This is a genomic window from Streptomyces sp. GQ60 (assembly GCF_059758875.1).
In genome coordinates this window covers 443144-468818 of record NZ_JCAXEG010000006.1, presented here as the reverse complement: position 1 = coordinate 468818, position 25675 = coordinate 443144, and the positions used below count along the sequence as shown (strand labels likewise).

21 protein-coding genes and 2 pseudogenes are annotated in these 25675 nt (G+C 72.2%); 8 read left to right on the top strand and 15 right to left on the bottom strand.

The window, feature by feature from the left end:
- Positions 1-135: 135 nt before the first annotated feature.
- Both AC6CKD_RS18515 and AC6CKD_RS18510 read right to left on the bottom strand, forming a co-directional pair.
- Positions 136-3072: an FAD-binding and (Fe-S)-binding domain-containing protein gene (locus AC6CKD_RS18515; protein ID WP_498328558.1), complete on the bottom strand. Its 2937-nt coding sequence runs from the start codon at positions 3070-3072 to the stop codon at positions 136-138.
- Positions 3073-3156: 84 nt separating this feature from the next.
- Positions 3157-3630, bottom strand: a complete 474-nt coding sequence (locus AC6CKD_RS18510; protein WP_498328615.1) for a MarR family winged helix-turn-helix transcriptional regulator — start codon at positions 3628-3630, stop codon at positions 3157-3159.
- A gap of 140 nt (positions 3631-3770) precedes the next feature.
- On the opposite strand from AC6CKD_RS18510, the gene AC6CKD_RS18505 reads away from it, so the two are divergent.
- A complete protein-coding gene (locus tag AC6CKD_RS18505; RefSeq protein ID WP_498328557.1) occupies positions 3771-5720 on the top strand; it encodes an ABC transporter ATP-binding protein in 1950 nt (649 codons plus the stop codon).
- Positions 5721-5783: 63 nt separating this feature from the next.
- Positions 5784-6623, top strand: coding sequence for an endolytic transglycosylase MltG (gene mltG, locus AC6CKD_RS18500; protein WP_498328556.1), 840 nt, complete (start codon positions 5784-5786; stop codon positions 6621-6623).
- A 52-nt stretch (positions 6624-6675) separates the two neighbouring features.
- On the opposite strand, the gene AC6CKD_RS18495 is transcribed toward mltG, so the two are convergent.
- The 6 genes and pseudogenes from AC6CKD_RS18495 to AC6CKD_RS18470 form a co-directional block, all read right to left on the bottom strand.
- Positions 6676-7749: an NAD(P)-binding domain-containing protein gene (locus AC6CKD_RS18495; protein WP_498328555.1), complete on the bottom strand. Its 1074-nt coding sequence runs from the start codon at positions 7747-7749 to the stop codon at positions 6676-6678.
- A 62-nt stretch (positions 7750-7811) separates the two neighbouring features.
- A pseudogene (locus AC6CKD_RS18490) lies at positions 7812-8130 on the bottom strand (alkanesulfonate monooxygenase); the annotation flags it as partial.
- Positions 8131-8147: 17 nt separating this feature from the next.
- Positions 8148-9515: a cytochrome P450 gene (locus tag AC6CKD_RS18485; RefSeq protein WP_498328554.1), complete on the bottom strand. Its 1368-nt coding sequence runs from the start codon at positions 9513-9515 to the stop codon at positions 8148-8150.
- A gap of 106 nt (positions 9516-9621) precedes the next feature.
- Positions 9622-10299, bottom strand: a complete 678-nt coding sequence (locus AC6CKD_RS18480) for an HAD family hydrolase (protein ID WP_498328553.1) — start codon at positions 10297-10299, stop codon at positions 9622-9624.
- 54 nt (positions 10300-10353) lie between these two features.
- Positions 10354-10833 carry an Lrp/AsnC family transcriptional regulator gene (locus AC6CKD_RS18475; protein WP_498328552.1) on the bottom strand — a complete coding sequence of 160 codons (480 nt, stop codon included), beginning with the start codon at positions 10831-10833 and terminating at the stop codon, positions 10354-10356.
- A 44-nt stretch (positions 10834-10877) separates the two neighbouring features.
- Positions 10878-11078: pseudogene (locus AC6CKD_RS18470) on the bottom strand (DUF1295 domain-containing protein); the annotation flags it as partial.
- A 145-nt stretch (positions 11079-11223) separates the two neighbouring features.
- On the opposite strand from AC6CKD_RS18470, the gene AC6CKD_RS18465 reads away from it, so the two are divergent.
- Positions 11224-12729, top strand: coding sequence for an SDR family oxidoreductase (locus tag AC6CKD_RS18465; protein ID WP_498328551.1), 1506 nt, complete (start codon positions 11224-11226; stop codon positions 12727-12729).
- A 16-nt stretch (positions 12730-12745) separates the two neighbouring features.
- Here AC6CKD_RS18465 and AC6CKD_RS18460 read toward each other — a convergent pair whose 3' ends face one another.
- Positions 12746-13342 (bottom strand): hypothetical protein, encoded by a 597-nt coding sequence (locus AC6CKD_RS18460; protein WP_498328550.1) that lies wholly within the window; start codon positions 13340-13342, stop codon positions 12746-12748.
- 379 nt (positions 13343-13721) lie between these two features.
- On the opposite strand from AC6CKD_RS18460, the gene AC6CKD_RS18455 reads away from it, so the two are divergent.
- On the top strand, positions 13722-15104 hold the full coding sequence (locus tag AC6CKD_RS18455; protein WP_498328549.1) for a cryptochrome/photolyase family protein: 1383 nt from the start codon (positions 13722-13724) through the stop codon (positions 15102-15104).
- 35 nt (positions 15105-15139) lie between these two features.
- Positions 15140-16207 (top strand): MerR family transcriptional regulator, encoded by a 1068-nt coding sequence (locus AC6CKD_RS18450; protein ID WP_498328548.1) that lies wholly within the window; start codon positions 15140-15142, stop codon positions 16205-16207.
- Here AC6CKD_RS18450 and AC6CKD_RS18445 read toward each other — a convergent pair.
- Positions 16095-16694, bottom strand: coding sequence for an RNA polymerase sigma factor (locus AC6CKD_RS18445; protein WP_498328547.1), 600 nt, complete (start codon positions 16692-16694; stop codon positions 16095-16097). The genes AC6CKD_RS18450 and AC6CKD_RS18445 overlap by 113 nt on opposite strands.
- A 141-nt stretch (positions 16695-16835) precedes the next feature.
- On the opposite strand from AC6CKD_RS18445, the gene AC6CKD_RS18440 reads away from it, so the two are divergent.
- The 3 genes from AC6CKD_RS18440 to AC6CKD_RS18430 all read left to right on the top strand — a co-directional run bounded on the left by AC6CKD_RS18440 (position 16836) and on the right by AC6CKD_RS18430 (position 19576).
- Positions 16836-17429 carry a histidine phosphatase family protein gene (locus AC6CKD_RS18440; RefSeq protein ID WP_498328546.1) on the top strand — a complete coding sequence of 198 codons (594 nt, stop codon included), beginning with the start codon at positions 16836-16838 and terminating at the stop codon, positions 17427-17429.
- Between the two features lie 57 nt (positions 17430-17486).
- Positions 17487-19094: an APC family permease gene (locus AC6CKD_RS18435; RefSeq protein WP_498328545.1), complete on the top strand. Its 1608-nt coding sequence runs from the start codon at positions 17487-17489 to the stop codon at positions 19092-19094.
- Between the two features lie 62 nt (positions 19095-19156).
- Positions 19157-19576, top strand: coding sequence for a universal stress protein (locus tag AC6CKD_RS18430; RefSeq protein WP_478687905.1), 420 nt, complete (start codon positions 19157-19159; stop codon positions 19574-19576).
- Positions 19577-19650: 74 nt separating this feature from the next.
- Here AC6CKD_RS18430 and AC6CKD_RS18425 read toward each other — a convergent pair whose 3' ends face one another.
- The 5 genes from AC6CKD_RS18425 to AC6CKD_RS18405 form a co-directional block, all read right to left on the bottom strand.
- Positions 19651-20205 carry a DMT family transporter gene (locus tag AC6CKD_RS18425; protein WP_498328544.1) on the bottom strand — a complete coding sequence of 185 codons (555 nt, stop codon included), beginning with the start codon at positions 20203-20205 and terminating at the stop codon, positions 19651-19653.
- A 482-nt stretch (positions 20206-20687) separates the two neighbouring features.
- Positions 20688-21725, bottom strand: a complete 1038-nt coding sequence (locus AC6CKD_RS18420; protein ID WP_498328614.1) for a D-alanine--D-alanine ligase family protein — start codon at positions 21723-21725, stop codon at positions 20688-20690.
- Between the two features lie 60 nt (positions 21726-21785).
- On the bottom strand, positions 21786-23072 hold the full coding sequence (locus AC6CKD_RS18415) for a pyridoxal phosphate-dependent aminotransferase (RefSeq protein ID WP_498328613.1): 1287 nt from the start codon (positions 23070-23072) through the stop codon (positions 21786-21788).
- A gap of 166 nt (positions 23073-23238) precedes the next feature.
- Positions 23239-24027 (bottom strand): class I SAM-dependent methyltransferase, encoded by a 789-nt coding sequence (locus AC6CKD_RS18410; protein ID WP_498328543.1) that lies wholly within the window; start codon positions 24025-24027, stop codon positions 23239-23241.
- Positions 24028-24040: 13 nt separating this feature from the next.
- Positions 24041-25588, bottom strand: a complete 1548-nt coding sequence (locus tag AC6CKD_RS18405) for an AMP-binding protein (protein WP_498328542.1) — start codon at positions 25586-25588, stop codon at positions 24041-24043.
- Between the last annotated feature and the right edge of the window lie 87 nt (positions 25589-25675).

The following is a 25675-nucleotide window of genomic DNA, read 5'->3' as shown; positions in this document are numbered from 1 at the left end:
GACGCCCCATGACTGGTCGAGTGTTCCAAACCGTGCAAGGTTCGCGTTCGGGACCGGTCCGGGGCAATCGATTTTCCGTTGGCCAAAGCTCTGCGCGGGCAGGCTTGTGGCCCGAGTGGCCGGCGGGGCGCCGCCTCAGGGCCGGGTGGCGCGCTCCAGTTCCAGCAGCGCGGAGTAGTAGCTGCGGCCCGTGGCCCGGTCCATGCCCACCTCGCACATCCGGTTCGCCGACAGGTGCGCGTCGAACTCCCGGGCCGTCACCTCGGCGGCCTCGCGCGCCGTCGCCGACTCCGTCAGCTCCGGGTGCAGCATGCCGCGGTCGCCCGCGAAGGCGCAGCACCCCGCGTCGTACGGCACCACCACCTCGTCGGCGCAGGCCTCGGCCACCGCCCGCAACTGTGCCTCGTCGTCCAGGTGCCTCATCGAACAGGTGGGGTGGAGCACCGCCGAGCCCACCGTGCGCCGGACCTCCAGGTGCGGCAGCAGCTCCTCGGCGGCCCAGACGACGGAATCGACGATCCGCAGCTCGGCGTGGAGCGCCCGGTTGTCGTCCGTCAGGTACGGGACCACCTCGTGCGCGATGCCCAGGGTGCAGGAGGAGGCGTCGACCACGAGCGGCAGCCGCCCGCCGGCGGTCCAGCCCCAGGCGGCCTCCACGATCCGGTTGGCCATCACGCGGTTGCCGGCGTCGTACCCCTTGGAGTGCCAGATCGTCGCGCAGCAGGTGCCCCTGACGTCCCCGGGGATCCAGACCGGCTTCCCGGCCCGCTCCGACACCGCCACCACGGCTTCCGGAAGGGAGGGGCCGGACCGGCCGTCGGGACCGCCGAAGATCCGGTTGACGCAGGCCGGGTAGTACACCGCGGCGGCGCCCCCGCGCCGGGTGGCAGGGAGCGTGCGGGCCGCGGCGCCGGGGACCTGCGGCAGCCACTCCGGAACCAGGTCGGGCCGTACGGCCTTGCGCGCGGCGCCCGTCACGGCCTGCAGGATCCGGTCCCCGACGACATCGGTGATCTTGTCGGCGGCGGCCACGGCCAGCCGAGCGGCCACCTCGACGGCGCCGAACCGCAGGGCTGCGAGCTCGGCCGCGCGCTCCTCGCGCGGGCTGTGCCGGCGGTGGCGGAAGTCCTTCATCAGGGCGCCGGTGTCGATGCCGACGGGGCAGGCGAGCTTGCAGGTGGAGTCGCCGGCGCAGGTGTCCACGGCGTCGTACCCGTACGCGTCGAGCAGGCCGTCGAGCACGGGGGAGCCGGGCTGCTGGCGCATCATCTCCCGGCGCAGCACGATCCGCTGGCGCGGGGTGGTCGTCAGGTCCTCGCTGGGGCAGGTCGGTTCGCAGAACCCGCACTCGATGCAGGGGTCGGCGACGGCCTCCACCTGCGGGATCGTCTTGAGGCCGCGCAGGTGCGCCTTCGGGTCGCGGTCCAGGAGGATCCGCGGGGCGAGCACCAGGTCGGGGTCGACGACCCGCTTGGTGCGCCACATCATCTCGGTGGCCCGGGGTCCCCACTCCAGTTCGAGGAAGGGGGCCATGTTGCGGCCGGTGGAGTGCTCGGCCTTCAGGGAGCCGTCGAAGCGCTCGACGGTGAGCCGGCAGAAGGCCTCCATGAAGGCGGCGTACCGCTCCACGTCAGCGGGCCGGGCGGCGTCGAAGGCGAGCAGGAAGTGCAGGTTGCCGTGGGCGGCGTGGCCGGCGACGGCGGCGTCGAAGCCGTGCTCCGCCTGGAGTTCGAGGAGGGCCTCGCAGGCCTCGGCCAGCCGGGACGGGGGGACCGCGAAGTCCTCGGTGATCAGGGTGGTGCCGGAGGCGCGGGCGCCGCCGACGGCGGTGACGAACGCCTTGCGGGCCTTCCAGTAGCCCGAGATGGTCTTGGCGTCGCGGGTGAAGGCGTTGGTCACCGAGGCCACCGGGGTCACCAGGTCCAGCCCGGCCAGCACTTCGGCGGCGCGCCGCTCGTACTCCGTGCGGCCGGCCTCGTCGGGGGCCCGGAACTCCACCAGCAGCGCGGTGGTGTCCTTGGGCAGCCCGGCCCAGTCGGCGGGGACGCCCGCGACGCTCACCGAGGCGCGCAGCGTGTTGCCGTCCATCAGCTCGACGGCCAGCGCCCCCACCTCGTTGAAGAGCGGTACGGCAGCGGCAGCGGCGGGCAGCGAGGGGAAGAAGAGCAGGGCGCTGGTGAGCTCGCGGTCCAGCGGCAGGGTGTCGAAGACGACCTCGGCGATGAAGCCGAGGGTGCCCTCGGAGCCGACCATCAGCCCGCGCAGGATCTCCACCGGGGTGGAGCCGTCGAGGTAGGCGTCGAGGCGGTAGCCGGTGGTGTTCTTGATCTCGTACTTGGCCCGGATGCGGGCGACGAGTTCGGGATCGGCCTCGATCTCCTTCTTGATCTCCATCAGGCCGTGGCACAGGCCCGGCTCGGCCCGCTCCAGCTCCTCGTCGGCGAGCGGGTCGGCGGTGTCCACGACGGTGCCGCTCGGCAGGACGAAGGTGAGGGAGGACAGGGTGCGGTACGAGTTCCTGGTGGTGCCCGCCGTCATGCCGGAGGCGTTGTTGGCGACGACTCCGCCGAGGGTGCAGGCGATGGCGCTGGCCGGGTCCGGGCCGAGGACGCGGCCGTGGCGGGCGAGCGCGGCGTTGGCGCGCACGACGGTGGTGCCGGGCTGGATCCGGGCCCGCAGTCCCTCCTCCAGCACCTCGACCCCGGCCCAGTGGCGGCGGACGTCGACGAGGATGTCCTCGCCCTGGGCCTGGCCGTTGAGCGAGGTCCCGGCGGCCCGGAAGACGACCTCGCGATGCTTGCCGTGGGCGTAGGACAGGACGGCGGAGACGTCGTCGATGTCCTCGGCGACCACGACGACCTGCGGAAGGAACCGGTACGGGGAGGCGTCGGAGGCGTAGCGGACCAGGTCGGAGACGCCGGAGAGCACCTTGTCGGCGCCCAGCAGCTCGCACAGCTCGCTCCGCAGCGGCTCGGGGGTGCCCGTGGACCTGCGGTCGCGCACCCGGTCGGGGGCGGGGCCGCTGATGGTGCGCGGGCGCAGGGCCCCCGGCTTCGGTTCCAGCAGTGGCATCTGCAGCCCCTCAACTCGCGCCGTGTCGGTCGTTCTCACTCGTTCGGCGCAGCCCCGGCCCGGTCCCGGCCGGACCGTCGCCCGTCAGCAGCCGTGCTCCGCCGGAGCGTCCGCCAGAGCGTTCAGCAGACCGCCGAGCACCTCGCGCTGGTCGGCGGTCAATGGAGCCAGGATCTCCTCTGCGGCGCCGGTTCGCGCGTTGCGCAGGCGGCGCAGCGTGGCGCGGCCGGTTTCGGTGAGCTCGATCCTTATGACGCGGCGGTTCGCCGGGTCGGGCACGCGGCGGACGCAGTCGGCGCTCTCCAGACCGTCGACCAGCGTGGTCACGGCGCGGGGCACCACCTCCAGGCGGGCGGCGAGGTCCGCCATCCGGGGCGGCCGGGCCGCGGAGAGGTGGGCGACGGTGCGCAGCAGCCGGGACTGGGCCGGGGTGATGCCGAGCGGCTCCAGATGGCGCTTCTGGATGCGGTGGAGCCGCCGGGTCAGGCGGAGGAGCTGCTCGGCGAGAACGCCGCCGGTGGTGTCGGCGCCGTCGTGGTGCTCGGCCTGCCCGGCCATCTCGGCACTGTCGGTCTCGGAAGCGGTGCTCATGCTGCGGTCCTCATAATGGGAACGATATCAGGACCACATTCATTGTGAGCATAGGTAACAATGAGCTATGCTCATTCGAGTCTCGTCACCTGTCATGAAGGAGGCCCATGCGCCCCAAAGAACCCGAGTGGGAACCCTCGAAAGAATCGCTGGACCCCAGCCGCCCCGCTCCGGACGAGCGGCCGCGCGAGCTGCGCCGCATCGTCGGCCTCTTCCGGCCCTACCGGGGCCGCCTCGCTGTGGTCGGCGTCCTCGTAGCCGCCTCCTCGCTGGTCGGAGTCGCCACCCCCTTCCTGCTGAAGGAGGTCCTCGACGTCGCGATCCCGCAGGGCCGTACAGGGCTGCTCAGCCTGCTCGCCCTCGGCATGATCGCGACCGCGGTCGTCACCAGCATCTTCGGCGTGCTCCAGACCCTGATATCCACCACCGTCGGCCAGCGCGTCATGCACGATCTGCGCACCGCCGTCTACGCACAGCTCCAGCGGATGCCGCTGGCCTTCTTCACGCGTACGCGGACCGGCGAGGTGCAGTCCCGCATAGCCAATGACATCGGCGGCATGCAGGCCACGGTCACCTCCACGGCGACCTCCCTCGTCTCGAACGCGACGGCCGTCATCGCCTCCGTGGTCGCCATGCTCGCGCTCGACTGGCGGCTCACGCTCGTCTCGCTCGCCCTGCTGCCCGTCTTCGTGTGGATCAGCCGCCGTGTCGGCGGCGAGCGCAAGAAGATCACCGCGCAGCGCCAGAAGCAGATGGCCGCGATGGCCGCGACGGTCACCGAGTCCCTGTCGGTCAGCGGCATCCTGCTCGGCCGCACGATGGGCCGCGCCGATTCGCTCACCACCTCCTTCGCCGAGGAGTCCGAGAAGCTCGTCGACCTCGAAGTGCGCTCCAGCATGGCCGGGCGCTGGCGGATGTCCACCATCGGCATCGTCATGGCCGCCATGCCCGCGCTCATCTACTGGGCGGCCGGCGTGGCCCTGCAGACCGGAGCCCCCTCGCTCTCGGTCGGCACCCTCGTCGCCTTCGTCACGCTCCAGCAGGGCCTGTTCCGGCCCGCCGTGAGCCTGCTGTCGACCGGCGTCCAGATCCAGACCTCCCTGGCGCTCTTCGCCCGCATCTTCGAGTACCTCGACCTGCCGGTGGACATCACCGAGCGCGAGGACCCCGTCCGCCTCGACCGCGCCAAGGGCGAGGTCCGCCTGGAGGACGTTCACTTCGCCTACGACGCGAAGAGCGGCCCCACCCTGACGGGCATCGACATCACGGTCCCGGCGGGCGGTTCCCTCGCGGTGGTCGGCCCGACGGGATCCGGCAAGAGCACGCTGAGCTACCTCGTGCCCCGGCTGTACGACGTCACCGGGGGCAGGGTCGCCCTCGACGGCGTGGACGTGCGCGACCTCGACTTCGACTCCCTGGCCCGCTCCATCGGCGTGGTCTCCCAGGAGACCTACCTCTTCCACGCCTCCGTCGCCGACAACCTGCGCTTCGCCAAGCCGGACGCCACCGACGAGGAGATAGCGGAGGCGGCCCGCGCGGCCCAGATCCACGATCACATCGAGTCCCTCCCCGACGGGTACGACACCCTGGTCGGCGAGCGCGGCTACCGGTTCTCCGGCGGAGAGAAGCAGCGCCTGGCCATCGCGCGCACCATCCTGCGCGACCCGCCGGTGCTCATCCTCGACGAGGCCACCAGCGCGCTGGACACCCGCACCGAGCACGCCGTGCAGCGGGCCATCGACAACCTCTCCCAGGGCCGCACCACCATCACCATCGCCCACCGCCTTTCCACCGTCCGCGACGCCGACCAGATCGTGGTGCTCGACGGAGGCCGGATCGCGGAGCGCGGCACCCACGAGGAACTGCTGAGGGCCGACGGCCGGTACGCCGCCCTGGTCCGGCGCGACCGTGAGAGCGCCCTCAAGCCGGAGACTCCGGCGTCCGGGGGGCTGTCCGGGGCGCTCGGTTCCGAGATGCGCACGGCGGATCTGCTCAAGCCCGGGACGTTCAAGCCGGACACCCTGCGCGGTAGCGAGCCGACCCCGGTGAATGTGTGATCGTATGACCGGCACACGGGTTGGATGTCGGGAATCCGGCGGTTCGCGGGTTAGCGTGCCCGCATGCGTCATGAGAACCGGCCGCCGTCACCGCGCCGTTCCCGGCTCACCCGCCGGGGCAGGTTGGCGCTCTTCCTCGGAACCGTCCTGGGACTCGGGGCAGCCCTCCTCATCCCCCTGATTCACGGCGAGGAACCGCCGGAGAAGCCGCGCCAGTTGCTGATCCCCGAGGGCTGGCGGGCCCCGCAGGTCTACGCCGCCATCGACCGCGAACTGAAGCTCCCGCCCGGCTCGGCCAAGGCCGCGGCCACCACGGCCGCCCTGCCCCTGCCCGCCGAGGCGAAGGGCAATCCGGAGGGGTACCTCTTCCCGGCCACCTATCCGGTGACCTCGAAGTCCACCCCGGCCTCCCTCCTCACGTACATGGTGGAGACGGCCAACAAGAGCCTCGCCACCAAGGCCGTAGCGGACGGCGGCAAGGCCCACGGGATGACCCCGTACCAGACGGCCACCCTCGCGAGCATCATCGAGGCGGAGGCCGAGACCCGCGCGGACATGGGCAAGGTCGCCCGGGTGGTGCACAACCGGCTGGCGAGATCGATGCCGCTCCAGATGGACTCCACCATCAACTACGCGCTGAACCGCTCCACGGTGGACACCAAGCTGAGCGAGACGAAGATCGACAGCCCCTTCAACACGTACGAGCGCCAGGGCCTGCCGCCCACCCCGATCGACAGCCCCGGCCTTCAGGCCATGGCGGCCGCGGTGGCCCCCACGCCCGGAAACTGGCTCTTCTTCGTCACCGTGAAGCAGGGGGACACCCGCTTCTCGGCGACGTACGAGGAACACAAGCGGCACGTGGCCGAGTTCAACCGGATCCGAGCGGCCTCGCGCGCGACCTGAAGCGCTCCGCCCCAACCCACTCCGCTTGAAACACGCTGCGAGCGGCCGCGGCTCAAGGGATGCCGGCCCGGGAGCGGGTGAGCAGGCGGTGGATCTCGCGGACCGCGGCGCCACCGGCACGGTTGGCTCCGATGGTGGACGCGGACGGACCATAGCCGACCAAGTGGATCCGCTCGTCGCGGACCGCGCGGGTGCCGTCGAGGCGGATGCCGCCGCCCGGCTCGCGCAGACGCAGCGGAGCCAGGTGGTCGATGGCGGGACGGAAACCGGTGGCCCACAGGATCACGTCCGCTTCCACCCTGCTGCCGTCCGGCCAGGCGGCCCCGCTCCTCGTGAGGTGGTCGAACATCGGCCGCCGGTCCAGGACGCCCGACTCCAGCCCGCCCCGGACCGCCTCGTTCAGCGGCAGCCCGGTGACGCTGACCACGCTCCGGGGCGGCAGTCCCTGCCGCACCCTTTCCTCCACCAGGGCCACCGCGGCGCGGCCCTGCGCCTCGCCGAAGCTCCCGTCGCGGAACACCGGGGGCCGACGGGTGACCCACGTGGTCTCCGCTGCCACCTCTGCGATCTCCAGCAGGTGCTGCACCGCCGAGGTGCCGCCGCCCACCACGACGACCCGGGCTCCGGCGAAGTCGGCCGGCCCCGGGTAGTTCGCCGTGTGCAGCTGGCGGCCCCGGAAGAGTTCCTGCCCCGGGTAGCGCGGCCAGAACGGCCGGTCCCAGGTCCCGGTTGCGTTGATCAGTGCCCGCGCCGACCAGGTGCCGGACCGGGATTCCACCAGCAGCCGGCCGTCCGGGCCGTCGCGTACGGCGCTGACGTCCACGGGTCGGCGTACCCGCAGGCCGAAGCGGTCCTCGTAGGCGGCGAAGTATTCCGCGATCACCTCCGAGGACGGCCGCGATGGATCGGCGCCGGTGAGTTCCATCCCGGGCAGCGCGTGCATGCCATGGACCTTGCCGTAGGTGAGCGAGGGCCAGCGGAACTGCCAGGCACCGCCCGGGCGCGGCGCGTGGTCCAGGACCACGTGGCCGATGCCCGCCCGCGCCAGGTGGTAGGCGCCGGACAGTCCCGCCTGTCCCGCGCCCACGACGACGACGTCCACGTCCTGCACCGCGAATTCGTTCACGGTTCCACTAACCGGGAGCGGCGCCGAGATCTTCCCGGCGCCCGCCGGTCCCGGCCTCAGCGCGAGAGCAGGCCGCGTGCCGCGAGTTCCGGAGTCACGCCCTCGCCGAACCAGTAGGCCTCCTCCAGGTGGGGATAACCCGACAGGACGGAGTTCTCGATCCCGAGCGTGGTACTCATCGATCCGGTCCGCCACGTCCCCGTGGCTGCCCACCAGGGCCGTACCGGCACCCCCGCGCACCAGGCCGACCCCGGCCCACAGGTTCGGGGAGATCTCCAGCTTGTCGCGCGAGCCGCCGTGCAGGGCCAGCATCCGCTGCTGTCCGACCGACTCGCTCGCGCCCAGCGCCGCCTGCGCGGTGGCGATGGACGCGTCGTCCAGCGTCGGGACGCGATCCGTCAGGCTCGGCGCGCGCGGAGGGTGGCCAGGACCGGGTCCCGGGGCTGGAGGGTGAGCCCCGGAAGGACCCTCGCGCGGGTCGGGCCGCTGTCCAGGTGGAAGCGCTGGGCCACGACGGCCAGTACGAGGGCGGCCTCGACCAGGGCGAAGCGGGCGCCCAGGCACGCGCGCGGGCCGCCGCCGAAGGGGAACCAGGCGTGTTCCGGGATCTGGTGGGCGGCGGTCGCCTCGGCGGACCACCGCTCGGGGCGGAAGGCCTCCGGCTCCGGGAACCAGCGCTCGTCCCGGTGCATCGACCACGGGCTGGTCCACACCGACAGGCCGGCCGGGACCGGACGCCCGCCGAGCGTGGCACCCTCCCGCGCCACCGCGGAGATCAGCCAGATCGGCGGGTAGATCCGCAGGGCTTCCTTGACCACCTGCTGGGTCCAGGGCAGCCGCGCGTAGTCCTCGTACGCCGGCAGCCGGCCGCCGAGCACCCTGTCCAGCTCCTCCGCCAGCCGTTCGCGGGCCTCCGGCGCACCCGAGAGCAGCTGCCAGGCCCAGGTCAGGGTGGTCGACGTGGTCTCGTGCCCGCCGATGTACAGGGTGATCGACTCGTCCCGCAGCTCCGTGCGCGACAGCGGCCCGCCGTCCTCGTCGCGGGCGGAGAGGAGCCTGCTGAGCAGGTCGTCCCGCTCCTCACCGGCCGCCGAGGCCGCTTCGTGCTCCTGGATGACATGCTCGATCTCACGGTCCAGGACGTCCACGGCCGCCCGCATCCGGCGCCGGCCGGGAGTGCGCACCCACGGCGGGAGGAACATGGTCACGCCCCGGAACTCGGCGCCGAGTTCGCGCTGCGCGGTGGCCATGGCGGCGCTGATGGGCGCCTCGCGGCCGGCCGCGTCGCTCCCGAACAGGGTGCGCACCGCGATCCGTTGGGTCAGCCCGGCCATCTCCCGGTGCACGTCGATCCGTGTGCCGTCGCTCCAGCCGGAGACCAGCGCGTCGGCGCACTCCACCATCGTGCCCGCGTACGAGCGCACTTGGCGCGGGCGCACCGAGGGCTGGACCAGCGCCCGCTTGCGCCGCCAGTCCTCGCCGGTGGCCACGACCACCCCGTTGCCCAGCAACTGCCGGAAGGCCCAGCCCAGTTCGGTCGGGCTGAAGGTGGACTCCACGGCGCCGAGCAGCTCAGCGGCGTGTTCGGGTCGCGAGACCAGGACGTTGCGCTGCGGGCCGAGCGACCAGGGCACCCAGTCCCCGTACTCGTCGCGCAGCGACTCGAAGAAGGCCAGCGGATCGCGGGCGAAGGCGGGGAGGTTCCCCAGCAGGGGCCAGCGGCGCGGTCCGCGCTCGGAGCCCGTGGGCAGCAGGGTGGCGGTCACCCCGGCATGGTGGCAGCGCGCCCCCCAGGACGCCAGACCATCCGGGCAACCCCGGGCCGACCCGGTGGCCCGGGGAGGACACGGAAGCCCGGGGTGTCCGGACGGCTCAGGCCGGCTGCGCCGCGGTGAGCCAGGTGTAGGCGCTCTCCGCGCTGAACTCCCTCTGCCCGGAGGGAAAGAGGAGCCCGGCGGCCGCGAAGGCCGGGTCGTCGGCGGTGGCCGCCACGTACGGGACCGCCACGCACCGCATGCCCGCCGCCCGCGCGGCCAGGGCGCCCGGCGCCGCGTCCTCGACGACCACGCAGTCGGCGGGGTCCGCGCCCAGCCGGCGAGCCGCCTCCAGGAACACGTCCGGGGCGGGCTTGCCCTGCGCCACCTCCTCGGCGGAGACGACCGTGGTCAGCAGCGCGTCCAGCCCGGTGCCCGCCAGGACCGCGTCGATCGCCTCGCGCGAGGAGCCCGAGGCCACCGCCATCGGGACGCCCTCGGAATGCAGCCGCCGCACGAACGCGCGCATCTCGGGGTAGGCCTCGGTGTGGGTCCGGGCGAGCTCCAGGTAGGCGGCGTTCTGCTCGGCGAGCAGTTGCTCCACCGGGGCGGGGATCCCGTACTCGTCCCGGAGGATCTCCAGGGTTTCCAGGGTGCCGATGCCGATGTACCGGGAGTGCTGCTCCCAGGTGAAATCGGGGACCCCGTGACGTTCGAGGGTGCGCCGCCCGGACTCGTAGTAGTTCGGCTCGCTGTCCACGAGGGTGCCGTCGAGATCGAATATGACGGAGATCATCCGTAGTGCCCGTCCTGCCGGTGTGCCTGTCCCATTCCTGTCCCGACCATTTTGTCAGGGTTTGCGTGCTGCCCGTCCCACGGACTCGACCAGGGGGAGGAGGCGGTGCGGCACCCGCTCGCGCAGCGCGACCTCGGTCCGGGTGCGCACCACGCCGGGCAGCCGGATCAGCCGCTGGATGACGTCCTCCAGGTGTGCGTTGTCCCGCGCGGCCACCCGGGTCAGCAGGTCCCCGCCGCCGGTGATGGAGAAGGCCTCGATGATCTCCGGTACGGACGCCAGCGCGTCGCCGACCTCGTCCAGGTGTCCCTGGGTCACCTCGATGTGCACGAAGGCCAGGACGGGATGCCCGAGCGCGGCGGGGGAGAGCACGGGCCCGGTCCCGGTGATCACCCCGGTGTGCTCCAGCCGGTCGAGCCGGGCCTGGAGGGTGCCGCGCGCGACGCCGCGGATCCGGGCGTACTCCCGGACGCTGGTGCGCGGCTGCTCGATCAGCAGGCGCAGGATCCGTGTGTCGAGCTCGTCCACCGCCATGCCGCGACTGTACCAACGCGACCTCCATATCATTACGTACCCGATCAAACCCCCAGTGACCTGCGGCGGCGCGGGCCGGGGCGCCGGCGCGGCCGGGGCAGGAAGCCGATGGTCGGGGCCCGGTACGACGCGTAGCCGGGGCGGTCCGCCATGTGGCGCTCCAGCAGCCGCTTCCCACTGCCGCCGATCAGCAGGTACGACATCACCGAAGCCGCCTCGCCCGGGGCAGCCGTCGCCCCGAGGGCGCCCCCGTCACCTCCTTCTTCGGAGCCGAGGGGGTTCTCGGATGTGCCGTACGGGGGAATCCCGCATCCGATCCGGCGCGCCGCGGAGAATCGCGGGCAGGGGGCCGGGGTACCGAGGAACAGGGCACGAAGAGCGGAGACAGCCATGACGGGCAAGAACTGCCTGGTCACCGGGGCCACCGGATACATCGGCGGACGCCTCGTACCCGAACTCCTGGCCGCCGGGCACCGCGTCCGCTGCCTGGCCCGCGCGCCGGAGAAACTGCGCGACCATCCCTGGGCCGGGGACGCCGAGATCGTCCGGGGAGACGTCACCGACCCCTCGTCCCTCGCCGGGGCGATGACCGGCATCGACGTCGCCTACTACCTCGTGCACTCCCTCGGCACCGGATCCCGCTTCGAGGAACGCGACCGGGACGCCGCCCGGGCGTTCGCGGACGAGGCCCGCGCCGCCGGGGTCCGCCGCATCGTCTACCTCGGCGGCCTCACCCCCGGGGACATCCCCGTGCGGTCCCTCTCGCCCCACCTGCGCTCCCGCGCCGAAGTCGGGGAGATCTTCCTCGCCGGGGCCGTTCCGGCGACCGTGCTGCGCGCCGCCGTCGTCATCGGGTCCGGGTCCGCCTCCTTCGAGATGCTGCGCTACCTGACCGAACGGCTGCCCGTCATGGTCACCCCGAGCTGGGTCGGCACCCGCTGCCAGCCCATCGCCGTCCGCGACGTGCTGCGCTACCTCGTCGGCAGTGCCGGCATGCCGCCCGAGGTGAACCGGGCCTTCGACATCGGCGGGCCCGACGTGCTCACGTACGAGGAGATGATGCGCCGCTACGCCGCCGTCGCGCGGCTGCCCGCCCGCCTCATCCTGCGGGTTCCGATGCTCACCCCGAGGCTGTCCAGCCACTGGATCGGCCTGGTCACCCCCGTGCCGAGGGCGCTGGCCCGGCCGCTCGCCGAATCCCTGCGGCACGAGGTGGTGTGCGCGGAGCACGACATCGCGGTGCACGTCCCGGACCCGCCGGGCTCGCCCGTCGGCTTCGACGAGGCCCTCGCGCTGGCCCTCCGGCGGATCCGCGAGGCCGAGGTGACCACTCGCTGGTCCTCCGCCGCCGTCCCGGGCGCGCCGAGCGACCCGCTGCCCACCGACCCCGACTGGGCGGGCGGCAGCCTCTACACCGACCGCCGGGAGCTGACCGTCGAGGCCCCGGCCGAGGCGCTGTGGCGGGTGGTGGAGGGCATCGGCGGCGAGAACGGCTGGTACTCCTTTCCGCTGGCCTGGGCCGTACGGGGCTGGCTGGACCGGCTCGTCGGCGGAGTCGGCATCCGGCGCGGCCGCCGGGACGCGGCCCGGCTGCGGGTGGGGGACTCCCTGGACTTCTGGCGGGTGGAGGAGATCGAACCGGGCCGGCTGCTGAGGCTGCGCGCGGAAATGCGGTTGCCCGGGCTGGCCTGGCTGGAGCTGTACGCCGATCCGCCGTCCCCGGGGGAGTCCGGATCCCGCTACCGCCAGCGGGCCCTGTTCCATCCGCACGGCCTGCTCGGCCATCTGTACTGGTGGAGCGTGTCACCGTTCCACGCCGTCGTCTTCGGCGGCATGGCACGCAACATCGCCCGCGCGGCGGAGCGCGCGGACGATGCCGACGAGGGTGCGGCGTAGCCCCGTGGGCGGGGGATCAGCGGCCGGCCTCTGCCGCCCGGCGGCGCTTGACGGCGAAGCCCAGACCCGCGGCGGCCACCGCGGCCACCGCACCGCCCGCCGCGATCAGTGCCGGGTCGGTGCCCTGCCCGTATTCGGCTCCGGCGGCGACGCCGCCCTTGGGCACGTCCTTGGTCTGGCCCTTGCCCTTGCCGGCGCCCGTGGCGTGGTCGAAGGTGCAGCCCTTGGGGAGCTTGGGGAAGTCCTTGACGCTCGCCTTGTGGCCGCCGCCCTCCATGTTGGTGCGGAGCTTCGGGGCGGGGCCGTTCGGGTCGAGGATCTCGGCGAGGAATCCGGCGTTCGCGGGGAGCTTCGGGTGCGTGCGGTCGAGCCGCCAGGCGAGCGCCTTGCCGCTTCCCCCGTCCTTGAAGGAGACGGACGGCCCCGAGGGGGCGATGGTCATCACCGCGGCGGTACCGGCGCCGATCGAGGCTTCCTTGACCACCACGCACTTCGAAGGGGGCGACGTGCTGTCGGCGGAGGCCACGGCAGCCGGGGCGAGTGCGGCTGCGGTGAGGGCGCTGGTGACGGCAGCGGTGCGCAGGAGGGTGCGGCGGGATGTGCGGAAGGACATGAGCGACTCCGTGGAATGGGGACGGCCTCGCGGGCCTGGCGGGAAGGAAAGGGCCGCATGCCGCGTGCTCGGTGCGGGACCACGAGTCCGGGCGGGCTGCTGTGACGAATCTAGGAAGCGGATGGCATGGACGCGTCCGTTCCATGTCACGGCTTTGTGACGGAATGTCATATTCCATTCCCTTCCGGCCGGTTACCGGCTACTCGTCCGTCCGACCCGGCTGCGGCCGCCGTCCCGGCCGTGCCGTCGGCCAGGCCGTAGGGGGGTTTCGGACGGGCTTCATTCCGCCCGCGGCAGTGCCCCGCATCCGGGAGCGGGTCCGGCGGCGAAGTACCTCACGACACCGTCCCCACGTCCCCCCTCACGCGGAGCGAACCCCATGAACGTCGCGGTGGTCCTCTACACCTCCGACCTCCGGCTGCACGACCATCCGCCGCTGCGGGCCGCCCTGTCCTCCTCCGAGCAGGTGGTGCCGCTCTTCGTGCGCGACCCGGCCGTCGCCGCCCCGCCCAACCGGTCCGCCTTCCTCGCCGACTGCCTCGCCGGCCTCGACGCCGGGCTGCGCTCCCGCGGCGGCCGCCTCGTCGTACGGTCCGGCGATCCGGTCGCCGCGACCATGGCCCTCGTACGGGAGGCCGACGCCGACGAGGTGCACATGGCGGCCGGCGTCAGCGCCTACGCCCACGCCCGGGAGGAGCGGCTGCGCGAGGCCCTCGAAGCCGAGGGCCGGCGGTTCCACGTCCACGACACCGTGATCACCGTGGTCGCCCCCGGGGCCGTCACTCCCTCCGGGTCCACCGGGTCCGACCACTTCGCCGTCTTCACCCCGTACCACCGCCGCTGGTCGGAGCACCCCCTGCGAACCGCCGCCGCCGCGCCCCGCGCCGTCCCGGTGCCCGACGCGATCCGCTCCGAGCCCCTGCCCGAGCGCGCCGCCGTCGCCGGCACCTCCCCGGGCCTCGCCCCGGGCGGGGAGCCCGAGGCGCGCCGACTGCTGGCAGGGTGGCTGCGCTCCGGCATCGACCGCTACCCCGAGATCCACGACGACCTGGCCGGCGACGCCACCTCCCGGCTCTCCCCGCACCTGCACTTCGGCACGCTCTCGCCCACCGAGGCCGTACACCGCGCCCGCGCCGCCGGTGGCCCCGGCGCGGAGGCCTTCGTACGGCAGTTGTGCTGGCGCGACTTCCACCACCAGGTGCTCGCGGCCAGGCCCGGGGCCGCCGCCGCGGACTACCGGGACCGGGGCGACCGCTGGCGCACCGGCCCCGCCGCCGAGGAGGAGACCCGGGCCTGGAAGGAGGGCCGCACCGGCTATCCGGTCGTCGACGCGGCCATGCGCCAACTGGCCCACGAGGGCTGGATGCACAACCGCGGCCGGCTGCTGGCCGCGAGCTTCCTCAGCAAAACCCTGTACGTCGACTGGCGCGTCGGAGCACGCCACTTCATGGAACTCCTCGTCGACGGAGACCTCGCCAACAACCAGCTCAACTGGCAGTGGGTGGCGGGCACCGGCACCGACACCCGACCCAATCGGGTCCTCAATCCGGTGCGCCAGGGCCTGCGTTACGACCCCGACGGCGGCTACGTCCACCGCTGGGTCCCCGAACTGGCCGGACTCCCCGCACCCCGCGTCCACGAGCCCTGGCGGCTCCCCGGCCTCGAACGGGCGGGCTACGACTACCCCGACCCGGTGGTCGGCCTCGCCGACGGCCTCGACCGCTTCCGCAGGGGCCGCGGGGTGGGCCCGGGATCCGGGTGACCGCCCGCCGCCCCGCCGCGCCGTACGGTGGAGAGGTGGAGCCCGAACACCCGCAGCCCCAGCCCCAGTCCCAGCCCCCGCCCGTCGCGCTCGGCACCGGCGCCGTCGCCCGGCGCCTAGGAGTCTCGCCGACCACGCTGCGCTCCTGGGAGCGCCGCTACGCCATCGGCCCGGCCCGCCGCGAAGAGGGCCGGCACCGGCGCTGGACCCCCGGGGACATCGCCCGGCTGGAGCTGATGTGCCGGCTCACCGCCCAGGGCGCACCCCCGTCCGAGGCCGCCCGGGTGGCCCGGGGCGCCGCACGGGACACCCCGTCCGCGGCGGCTCCCGCCGCAGCCGCGACCCCCGGCGGGCCGCGCGCGCTGCGCCTCGGGGACGTCCGCCCGGAGTGCAGGGGGCTCGCGCGGGCCGCCGTACGGCTGGACGCGCCGGCCGTGGAGGACCTGTTGGCGGCCGTGCTCGCGGAGCTGGGCCCGGTCACCGCCTGGGAAGAGGTCATCGCGCCGACCCTGCACGCGGTGGGCCGCAAGTGGGCCTCGGCCGGTGAGCGTTACGTCGAGGTCGAACACCTCCTGTCCTGGTACGTCTCCGCGGCCCTGCACCGGATCCGGCCCGCCCCGGAGCCGGTCCCGGCTCCGCCCGTGCTGCTGGCGTGCGCACCCGGGGAGCAGCACAGCCTGCCGATGGAGGCGCTGGCCGCCGCCCTCGGCGAACGGTGCGTGCCGGTGCGGATGTTCGGAGCGGCCCTGCCCGCCGACGCCCTGTGCGAGGCCGTCCGGCGGACGGGGCCGCGGGCCGTCGTCCTGTGGGCGCAGTCCCGTACGACCGCGGACGCGGCGCTCGCCAGGTCGGTGGCGGGCATCGAGTGGGGCCCGCGCGGCGCCCGCGGGCACTCGGTGCTGCTGCTCGCCGGGCCCGGCTGGGGCTCCGGAGCCGCGGTCCCGGCCGCCCGGGCCGAGCGGCTGTTCGGGCTCCGCTCGGGGCTGGCCGTCATCGAATCGGTTGTCGCACTCCGGGCTCCAAGGTCTGCTCCAAGGACCGCTCCAAGGGCTGCTCCAGGGACTGCCGCAGGAGGTGCAGCGCCCGCCGCATGTGGCTCTTGACGGTACCGAGCGGGAGCCCGGTGCGGTCCGCGATCTGCGACTGGGTCAGGTCCGCGTAGAACGCGAGCCGCAGCACCCGCTGCTGCGCCGACGGCAGGCGCGCCAACTCGCCGAGCAGCAGCACGCGTTCCACGGCACGCTCCGGCCCCGGCTCCGGTTCCGGACGGCCCCGGGCGCAGACGCGCGCGGCCGCCTCGACCACCCGGGCCCGCCGGGTGCGGGCCTCCAGGGCGTCGGCCACCTTGTGCCGGGTGATGCCGGTCAGCCAGGCCCCGAGGCCGCCCGGTCCGGGCCGGTACCCGGCACGGCCCCGCCACGCGGCGAGGAAGACCTGCTGGGTCACGTCCTCGGCCTCCCGCTCGTCACCGAGGGCGCGCCTCGCGAGCGCGTGCACCAGCGGCCGCCAGCGCCGGTAGACCACCGCCACGCAGTCCTCGTCGCCCGCCGTGAAACCCGCCGCCAGCCGGGTGTCGTCCTGGTCGTCCATGCCCCGAGCCTCGCGAGGGCGGCCCCGTCGGCCAACTTGCACCGCTTGCGCATCGATTTCCCTCCGGCGGTCCCTCCGCACCGAGGCGCCGCACGGACCGCCGGCCTGCGGTCGGGTGCCGCAGCGACTAGGGTCCGGAGAGTGAGCGATCTGCTGCTGGTCAGGCACGGCGAGACCGCCTGGAGCGCTACCGGACGGCACACCGGGCGCACCGACCTGCCGCTGACCCCGCGCGGCGTGGAGGAGGCCATCTCGCTGTTCCCGTACTTCCGTGACCGCAGCCCCGCCCTGGTCCTGACCAGCCCGCTGCGCCGGGCCGCCGCCACCGCCGAACTCGCCGGCCTGACCGGCGCGGTCACCGACCCCGACCTGTACGAGTGGGACTACGGCGGCTACGAGGGCGTCACCACCGCCGAAATCCTGCGCGAGCGACCCGGCTGGTCCCTGTGGACCGACGGGGTACCGCCCGGCGACGAGGAGCACCCCGGCGAGAACGCCGCGCAGGTCGGCGCCCGCGCGGACCGGGTGCTCGCCCGGACGGCCGAGGTGCTGCGCGCCGACCGGGGCAATGTCGTCCTGGTGGCCCACGCGCACCTGCTGCGGGTGCTGACCGCCCGCTACCTCGGTCTGCCGCCCGAGGTAGGACGCCTCTTCCTGCTCCGTACGGGCACCTTCAGCATGCTGTCCACGGAACACGGCCTTCCCGTCGTCGCGGGCTGGAACACCCGCCCCTGAGGCTCCCGTGACGCTCCCCGCGTCGCGCGCCGGCCCCGTCTGCGTGACGATGCGTACATGGCCCACCATGGCTCGGACGGAGTGCCCCCTGAGCCCCCGGAACCCGTTCCGGGGCCGCAACCGGGAGCGAGGGCCGTCACGGACCCGGCCGGCACCGGCGCCGCTGAACCCGGGCTCAAGGCCAACGCGATCGGCTTCCTCGACGCGCTCGTCATCGGCCTGAACTCGACCTCGCCCGCCTACTCCCTGGCCGCGGTCATCGGGCCGATCGTGGCACTCGCCGGCATCTACGCACCCGGCGTCATGCTGGCCTCCTTCGTCCCGATGCTGCTGATCGCCGCCGCCTTCTACTACCTCAACAAGGTCGACCAGGACTGCGGGACCACCTTCTCGTGGGTGACGCGCGCCATGGGCCCCTGGGCGGGCTGGCTCGGCGGCTGGGCCATCGCGATGACCGGCGTCCTCGTCATCGGCTCGCTGGCCGACGTGGCCGTCCACTTCGGGCTGCTCGCCGCCGGTCTCGACAACTGGGCGGCGAACGAGGCACTGCGCCAGAGCCTGACCGTCGCCGTGATCCTGGCCATGACGGCCGTCTGCGTCATCGGCACCGAGATGTCGGCCCGGCTCCAGGACGTCCTGATCCTCGCCCAGGTCTTCTTCCTGCTGGTGTTCGCCGTCGTCGCCCTCTACCGCGTCTACGCGGGCACCAGCAGCCTCGACGGCACCAGACCGGCGCTCGAGTGGCTCAACCCCTTCGGCGCGGGCGGCGCCGCCCTCACGGGCGGACTGCTGCTCGGCGTGTTCATCTACTGGGGCTGGGAGTCGGCGGTCAACCTGACCGAGGAGGTCGAGAACTCGGCCACCGCACCCGGCAAGGCCGGCATCTGGTCCACCGTCGTCCTGCTCGTGACGTACCTGTCCGTGGGCTTCGCGGTCGTCGGCTACGCCGGGACGAAGTTCCTCTCCGAGAACGCCGCGGAGGAGGAGGCGGTCTTCGCGGTCCTCGCGCACGAGGTCATGGGCGGCTGGGACTGGGTCGTCCTGCTCGCCGTCTGCACCTCCGCGCTCGCCTCCACCCAGACCACGATCATCCCCGCCTCCCGAACCGCCCTCTCCATGGCCCGCCGGCACGCGCTGCCGCCGAACCTCTCGCACATCCACCCCCGGTTCCGCACCCCGGACGTGAGCACCTGGTGGGTGGCCGGCATCGCCATCGCCTGGTACCTCGCCGTCAACCAGATCAGTGAGAACGCCCTCCTGGACTCCCTGACCGCCCTCTCCCTGCTGATCTCCTTCTACTACGCGCTCACCGGCCTGGCCTGCGCCGTCTACTACCGCCGCCACCTGCTGGAGAGCGTCCACAACTTCCTGCTGATCGGCCTCGGCCCGGTCCTCGGAGCCGGCCTGCTGGCGTGGCTGCTCGTGCAGTCGGTCGACGACATGTCCGACCCGGAGAACTCGGCGAGCGGCGTCTCCTGGTTCGGCCTCGGCCCGCCGCTGGTCATCGGGATCGGCATCGCCGTCGTCGGCGTGCTCGTCATGTGCTTCTGGCGGATCAGGGACGGCCGCTTCTGGCAGGAGCGGCGCGGGGTCGCCGACCCGGCGCTCGTCCACGCGGCCAAGAAGCCCCGAACGCCTGAAGCGCCGAAGCCCCCGAAGCCCTGAATCCCGTAGACCCGCAGTCCCGTAGTCCCGCACTGCTGACCGGAAGCCGGAGAGGAGCCCCGATGTCCGTCGTCCTCGGGTACGACGAGTCGCCCGGCGCCGAGCGCGCCCTGCGCGTGGCCCTGGAGGTGGCCGCCGCCTTCGGCGAGCCGCTCGTCCTCGTCTACGGGGCCGCCGCCCCGGGCCCCACCGGCGAGGAGTACCGCGCGCACCGGGAGGCCGTACGGGAGGCCGGCCGCAGCGCGCTCTCCCGCGCGGTGGAGGCCGCCGACGAGGCGGGAGTGCCGTCCACGGTCGAGGTGGCCGACGCGAAACCGGCCCAGGCGCTGCTCGACGCCGCCGAGCGGCACGGTGCCCGGGTGATCATCGTGGGGAGCTGGGGCGACAGCCCGATCCGCGGCGCCCTGCTCGGATCCACCCCGCACAAACTCCTGCACCTCTCCCCGGTCCCGGTCCTGTGCGTCCCGACCGAGCACACCTGACCGGCCGCCATCTCGATCCGGGGCCCTGGGTGTGGGCGGTCCCTGCCGTCGGACAGCCCCTGGGACGCCGGCCGTCAGGAGGCTCTGGCCCGCTGCGTGACGATGATGCAGGCGAGCACGACGACGGCCGTCAGCGGGGCTGCCCGGCCGAGCTCCTCGCCGAGCAGCAGCACGGCCCAGCCGAGGGTCAGCAGGGGCTGCGCGAGCTGGAGCTGACTGGCGCGGGGGACTCCGATGCGGCCCATGCCCTGGTACCAGAGGACGAACGCCCCGAACTGCGAGACCGCGGCGATGTACGCCATCCCGAGCACGGCCTTCACCGTCAGGTGGACGGGCTCCTGGGGCAACGCCCACACCGATACGGCGAGATTGACCGGAGCGGCGAGCACGACGCCCCAGGCGATGACCTGCCACCCCGGCAGATGTGCGGCGAGACGTCCGCCCTCGGCGTAGCCGGCCGCGCAGACGAGGATGGCGGCGAACAGGTAGAGGTCCCCGGCCGTGGGCTGCCCGTGGTTCTGGGCCAGGGTGAAGGCGATGACGGCCAGCGCGCCGGTGCCCGCGGCGGCCCAGAACACCTTCGAGGGGCTGCGCCGGGTCAGGAGGGCGGAGACCGTCGCCGTGGCCATCGGCAGTACCCCGATGACGACCGCCGAGTGGGCGGTGGACGAGGTCTGCAGGGCGAGGGTCGTGAGCCGGGAATCCGATGCCGCACCCGAGGGCGACCACCGCGAGCGGGAACCGGTCGGAGCGGGCCGGCCGGGGGGCCCTCGCCCAGAGCAGTGCCACCAGGGCCATGACGGCGGCTATGACTCCGCGTACTCCGGCGGCGCTCCAGGGGCCGAAGCCGTCGAGGGCCCAGACCGTCCCCGGAAAGCTCAGGGAGAAGGCGGCGACACCGAGCGCGGCGAGGAGCGTGCCGTTGGCCCGGGGCGGGACCTGCTGCTGCCGTGCGATCACGCTGCCGTCTGCCTTCATGATCCGCCGAAACGGTTCGAGGTAGCGATCAACTCCAAGCAGGATCAAGCGGTTCGGGGTGCTGCGTGTGCCGGTCGCGATCGGGCGGCCGGGGGGTGTCGGGCAGACGGCTGACGCCCCCGGCCGCCGTGCATCAGCTCGCCGCGAGCTCCACGAGGCGCTCGATCAGGTCCGGGTAGGTCCACCCCGCACCGCCTGCCGCCAGGGGCAGCAGACTCGTCGTCGTCAGGCCCGGAAGTGCGTTGACCTCCAGGCACATCGGTTCGCCGGAGGCGTCACTGCGGAAGTCGGTACGCGAGTAGGTGCCGCTGCCGAAGCCGAGTGCCTCGTGCGCGCGCAGCGCCAGATCCTGCAGCCGGGACGCGAACTCGGCCGGAACCCGCGCCGGACACACCTCCATCACACCGTCGGGCTGGTACTTGGCCGTGTAGTCGAACAGCGGTGTGGTCAGCTCGATCTCGACCACGGGGAGGACCTGGTCACCCACCACGGCGACCGTGAACTCCCGCCCCGGCAGGAACGGCTCCACCAGGAGCTCGACCTCGTCCGGTCCCGCCTCGGCGGCCATGCGGGCCAGCTGGGCGGGGGAGTCGACCCGGGTCACGGACACGCTCGACCCGTCCGCCACCGGCTTCGTCACCACCGGTCCCGCGGCCACCAGCCGCCGCACCTCCTCCGGGACCTCGCCGGCGCCCGGCCGCCACAGAGCCCGCTCGGCGACCGGCAGACCCGCCGCGGCCGGCGCCGCCTGCGCCCGGTCCTTGTGCCAGGCCGCCGCGCAGGCCGAGCTGCCCGCGCCGGTGAAGCGGACGCCCGCCGCACCCAGGAGGTCCTGCACCGTCCCGTCCTCACCCCAGCCGCCGTGCAGCGCGAGGAACGCGAGGTCCGCCCCCTGGAGGAGCTCCAGGACCGGGCCGGCGGTCAGAGCGGCGCGCATGCGCTCGCGCAGCCGCTGCCGGCCCGCCGCGGAGGGCGGCTCCTTGCCCACCTCGAACAGGTCCACCACATCACCGCCCCGCAGCGGTCCTGCCAGGACCGGCACCTTGGCGGCGGGGTCCACCAGGACCACCTCGTGGCCGCGCTCCAGCAGGGCCCGGGCGACCGAACCGCCCGAGGCCAGAGAGACTTCCCGCTCGGCGCTTTCTCCACCGCACAGGATCACCATTCGCATGGACAAGGTGTTCGTACTCCTCTTGCTTCTGGAACCACCATCACCGGTGACAACTCATCGTCATGACGCCGTAGTTCGACGTCTCTGACGGTATCCGTCCAGGAAGTGGCCGATGCGGGTGATCGCATCCTCGAGGACATCGGCGCGGGGGAGCGTCAGGATGCGGAAGTGGTCGGTTCGGCCCAGGTTGAACCCGCTGCCCTGCACGACCTGGATCTTCTCCTGGAGCAGCAGGTCGAGGACGAACTTCTCGTCATCGTGGATCTTGTGCACCTTGGGATCGAGGCGCGGGAAAGCGTAGAGGGCCCCCTTGGGCTTGACGCAGGAGACGCCGGGAATCTCGTTGAGCTTTTCCCACGCACGATTGCGTTGTTCGTGGAGACGGCCGCCGGGCAGAACGAGATCCTGGATGCTTTGGCGCCCCCCGAGCGAGGCTTGGATGGCGTGCTGGCCCGGTACGTTGGGGCACAGTCGCATCGAGGCGAGAGTGAACAGGCCCTCGAGGTAGCCCTTCGCGTGCTCGCGGGGGCCGGAAACGACGAGCCATCCGGAGCGGAATCCTGCGACTCGGTACGCCTTGGACAGACCGCTGAACGTCAGACACACCAGGTCTGGTGCCAGCGTCGCCGCGCCCGTGTGTTCCAGACCGTCATAAAGGATCTTGTCGTAAATCTCGTCGACGAACACCATCAGGTGGTGGCGACGGGCAAGTTCGAGGATTCCCTCGAGAATCTCCGGCGGATAGACGGCGCCGGTGGGATTGTTCGGGTTGATGATCACCACCGCCTTGGTGCGATCCGTGATCTTCGATTCCATGTCCGCCAGGTCCGGCAGCCAGTCGGCATGCTCGTCGCAGACGTAGTGGACCGGCGTGCCGCCGGCGAGCGTGGTGACCGCCGTCCACAGCGGGAAGTCCGGAGCTGGGATCAGTACCTCGTCACCGTCGTTCAGGAGGGCCTGAACCGCCATCGACACCAGCTCGGAGACGCCGTTGCCGAGGAAGACGTCGTCCACGTCGACATCCGGGAAGCCCCGCTGCTGATAGTGCTGGGCCACCGCGCGGCGGGCGGACAGGATTCCTCGCGAGTCGCTGTAGCCGTGCGAGAGCGGCAGCATCCGGATCACGTCCTGCACGACCTCTTCAGGTGCCTCGAAGCCGAACAGCGCAGGGTTGCCCGTGTTCAGCCGGAGCACCCTGTGGCCCGCCTCCTCCAGCGCGTTGGCGCGCTCGACGACCGGCCCTCGGATTTCGTAGCACACGTCATCGAGTTTGTTCGACTGGCGAAAGTCATGCGATTCTCCTCTGTGTCGCCGCCGTGACGGGTCAACTGGCTGCGAGGGGCGGATTCTTTGGAAGATGCAACGATCACTGCTTTCCGCCCGTGGGCCTGCGCCGCGCCCGCCAGGAGGCGGGAACCGCGGAGCACGAACTGCGGCCGGCCGGGCAATGGGCCGGCCGCAGCTCGCGCGCCTTCTCTTTCACGTGCTCGTCAAGCCGGGCCCGCGAAAGGCTTCAGGCCATGGCCGCCACGGACTGGGTGAACCGCCGCATCACGTTGGGGAACGGCTTTCGCGCCGTGAACACCTGGTAGTGGTCGCGCAGGGTGTTGCCTTCAAGCGGCATGACCTCCGTGAAGCCCGCCTGCCCCAGGGCCAGCCGGAGGCGCTCCTCGTCGAAGACGTGGGAGTGGCGGGTGAACTCGAAGACGTCGTCATCGATCTCCATCCGCACGTCCCAGCGCCGCAGGCCGGCGCCGGGAATCGCGCGGATGGACTCGGAGACGGACACCTGGCGGCTACGTATTTCGCACGGCACGTGGTGGATGCGCTCGTCCGGACGGGACTGGTCGCTCTCGGCGGGAATGTCGACGTACAGGAAGCCCCCCGGCTTCAAGGAGCCGTACATGCTCTTCATGTGCCCGACGATGGAGGACGCGTCGGCGACGGGGTGGTCGTCATCCCAGACGTTGGCGTACACGAGAGAGTTCCCGCGGCAGATCATTAGATCGAACACGTCGGGGAAGGTGCCGGCCAGGTCCGCCCAGTCCAGGAGGACCGGCTTCGTGTCGAGGCCGAGAGCGTCCGCATTGATCTCGAACCGCTCCAGCATCGAGGCACTTCCGTCGGTACATATGATGCTGTGACCCTCACGGATCAGGTCGAGCGTGATGAACCCCGTGCACACCGAGCAGTCGATGATGGACTTTTCGGGGAAACTCGAGAGCAGTTCTCCGAGGTGCTCGGTCACCTGCTTCCTGTCGGAGCAGGCCTCGAGGTAGAACTCCATCAGTTCCGCAAACATGTTGCTTAACCCTTCAGAGGTTGCCCTGAACCGACGCCCAGTCCGAGAGTGCTTCGCGGTCGATCTTGCTGTTGTGCCGCCTGTCGGACGGCAACGCGCCCGGGTAGAAGAGCAGTTCGGGCACCGGCAGGGAAACGCGCTCGGCCACCGCGTCGACGTCTTCCTGCGTCACGTGGCCCAGGGAGGATTCAGGCAGGACCAGAAGAACGCGCGGAGCTTCCGGAGCCGCGATCACCGCGCACGAGTACACGCCGAGGTGATGGTTGTAGACCTGCTCCTGCTGATCGGGGTACACCCGCCCGAACGCCGTGTCGACGACGTGCTTCTTGCGGCACAGGAACCAGACCATGGAGTTCTCGTCCACGAAGCCCACGTCGCCCATGCGGTGCCAGAGCGAGCCATCGCCCGTGTGGCGCAGCTTGGCGTAATCGGTGAGTTCGGGCCGCCGGAAGTACTCGGTGGTGACCCGGGGCCCGCTGACGACCAACTCGCCTATGTCGCCAGGCTGGAGGAAGTCCGCGTCCGTGATCTGGCGCAGCTCGGAGGCGCCGGAATCGATGACCTCGACGCGCGTGCCGACCGCGCGGCCGAGCGGTACCCCGCGGCCCTGCTTCGTGCCCCGCTCGGTCAGGTCGGCCAGGGTGGCGGCATCGATCAACGTGATGGGCATGAGGGCTTCGGTGCTCGCGTAGGGCACGTAGAGGCGCGCCTCCGGCATCACGTTCGCGAGGTTCGCCAGCATCTCCTGGTTCACCGCCGCGCCCGCCGTGGCCGCGACCTTCACCGGGGGCGCGGCGATGTCACCGGCGACGCAGTGCTCGGCGAGCCGCTGCCAGAAGACCGGGGAGGCGAAGACGTAGTCGCAGCCGTGCGCCGTCATCTGCAGGACGGCGTCCTCCATGGAGAGCAGGGCCGGCTGGGTTTCCCGCAGGGCGGGAATGACGGCCAGGCGCCCCATGGCGATGGCCTTGATGCCCAGGTGGGAGAAGAAGGCGAACTCGGATCGCACTCCGAACTGCGCATAGGAATCACGCTGTATGCGGAGGTACGAAGCCAGCTGGGAGCAGGTCCAGGGAACGCCCTTCGGCAACCCTGTGGTCCCGCTCGTGTAGAGCAGGAGAACGGTGTCGTCCGGATGCGCGTCTTGCGGGCTCACCGTTTCGCCGGCGACCGGGACGGTGTACCGCACGTCGAACTTCTCCGACGGGTACGTCTCGTGACCGGAGACGGGAGCGGCACTCACCCACAGGGCGGGTTCCAGCTCCTCCACACACTTCGCCAGGACCTCTTTGCTCGTGCCGGCGTCGACGAAGGCGGGCACCGCTCCGACGACGAAGCATCCGTAGATGATGTGCGCGAACACCTCGCCCGCCGGCATGGTGATGGCAACCCGGTCCCCCCGAGTGACACCCAGCTGTTGCAGTTTGTACGCGACTCGCTTCGAGTCGTCCCAGAACTGCTGCGCCGAGACGGTCCTGCCGGTGGCACAGTCCGTGAGAACTCCAGGATCCTCTGGATTCTGGCAACGGTCGACGAGACCCTGCACCAACGGATTGAACATGTTCCCCCCAGTGTTTCGCACGTCAAACCCAAACGAGCACACGGCGGTGCACGCTGGTCGAGATCAAAGAAATGGTTGATGGCGTTC

Coding starts and splice junctions, on each gene's coding strand:
- AC6CKD_RS18465 (WP_498328551.1), top strand. CDS start 11,224: ATGACGGGCAAGAACTGCCTGGTCACCGGGGCCACCGGATACATCGGC.
- AC6CKD_RS18410 (WP_498328543.1), bottom strand. CDS start 24,027: ATGTTTGCGGAACTGATGGAGTTCTACCTCGAGGCCTGCTCCGACAGG.
- AC6CKD_RS18430 (WP_478687905.1), top strand. CDS start 19,157: ATGTCCGTCGTCCTCGGGTACGACGAGTCGCCCGGCGCCGAGCGCGCC.
- AC6CKD_RS18505 (WP_498328557.1), top strand. CDS start 3,771: ATGCGCCCCAAAGAACCCGAGTGGGAACCCTCGAAAGAATCGCTGGAC.
- AC6CKD_RS18425 (WP_498328544.1), bottom strand. CDS start 20,205: ATGGCCACGGCGACGGTCTCCGCCCTCCTGACCCGGCGCAGCCCCTCG.
- AC6CKD_RS18455 (WP_498328549.1), top strand. CDS start 13,722: ATGAACGTCGCGGTGGTCCTCTACACCTCCGACCTCCGGCTGCACGAC.
- AC6CKD_RS18515 (WP_498328558.1), bottom strand. CDS start 3,072: ATGCCACTGCTGGAACCGAAGCCGGGGGCCCTGCGCCCGCGCACCATC.
- AC6CKD_RS18480 (WP_498328553.1), bottom strand. CDS start 10,299: ATGATCTCCGTCATATTCGATCTCGACGGCACCCTCGTGGACAGCGAG.
- AC6CKD_RS18435 (WP_498328545.1), top strand. CDS start 17,487: ATGGCCCACCATGGCTCGGACGGAGTGCCCCCTGAGCCCCCGGAACCC.
- AC6CKD_RS18510 (WP_498328615.1), bottom strand. CDS start 3,630: ATGGCCGGGCAGGCCGAGCACCACGACGGCGCCGACACCACCGGCGGC.
- AC6CKD_RS18475 (WP_498328552.1), bottom strand. CDS start 10,833: ATGGCGGTGGACGAGCTCGACACACGGATCCTGCGCCTGCTGATCGAG.
- AC6CKD_RS18460 (WP_498328550.1), bottom strand. CDS start 13,342: ATGTCCTTCCGCACATCCCGCCGCACCCTCCTGCGCACCGCTGCCGTC.
- AC6CKD_RS18405 (WP_498328542.1), bottom strand. CDS start 25,588: ATGTTCAATCCGTTGGTGCAGGGTCTCGTCGACCGTTGCCAGAATCCA.
- AC6CKD_RS18445 (WP_498328547.1), bottom strand. CDS start 16,694: ATGGACGACCAGGACGACACCCGGCTGGCGGCGGGTTTCACGGCGGGC.
- AC6CKD_RS18420 (WP_498328614.1), bottom strand. CDS start 21,725: ATGCGAATGGTGATCCTGTGCGGTGGAGAAAGCGCCGAGCGGGAAGTC.
- mltG (WP_498328556.1), top strand. CDS start 5,784: ATGCGTCATGAGAACCGGCCGCCGTCACCGCGCCGTTCCCGGCTCACC.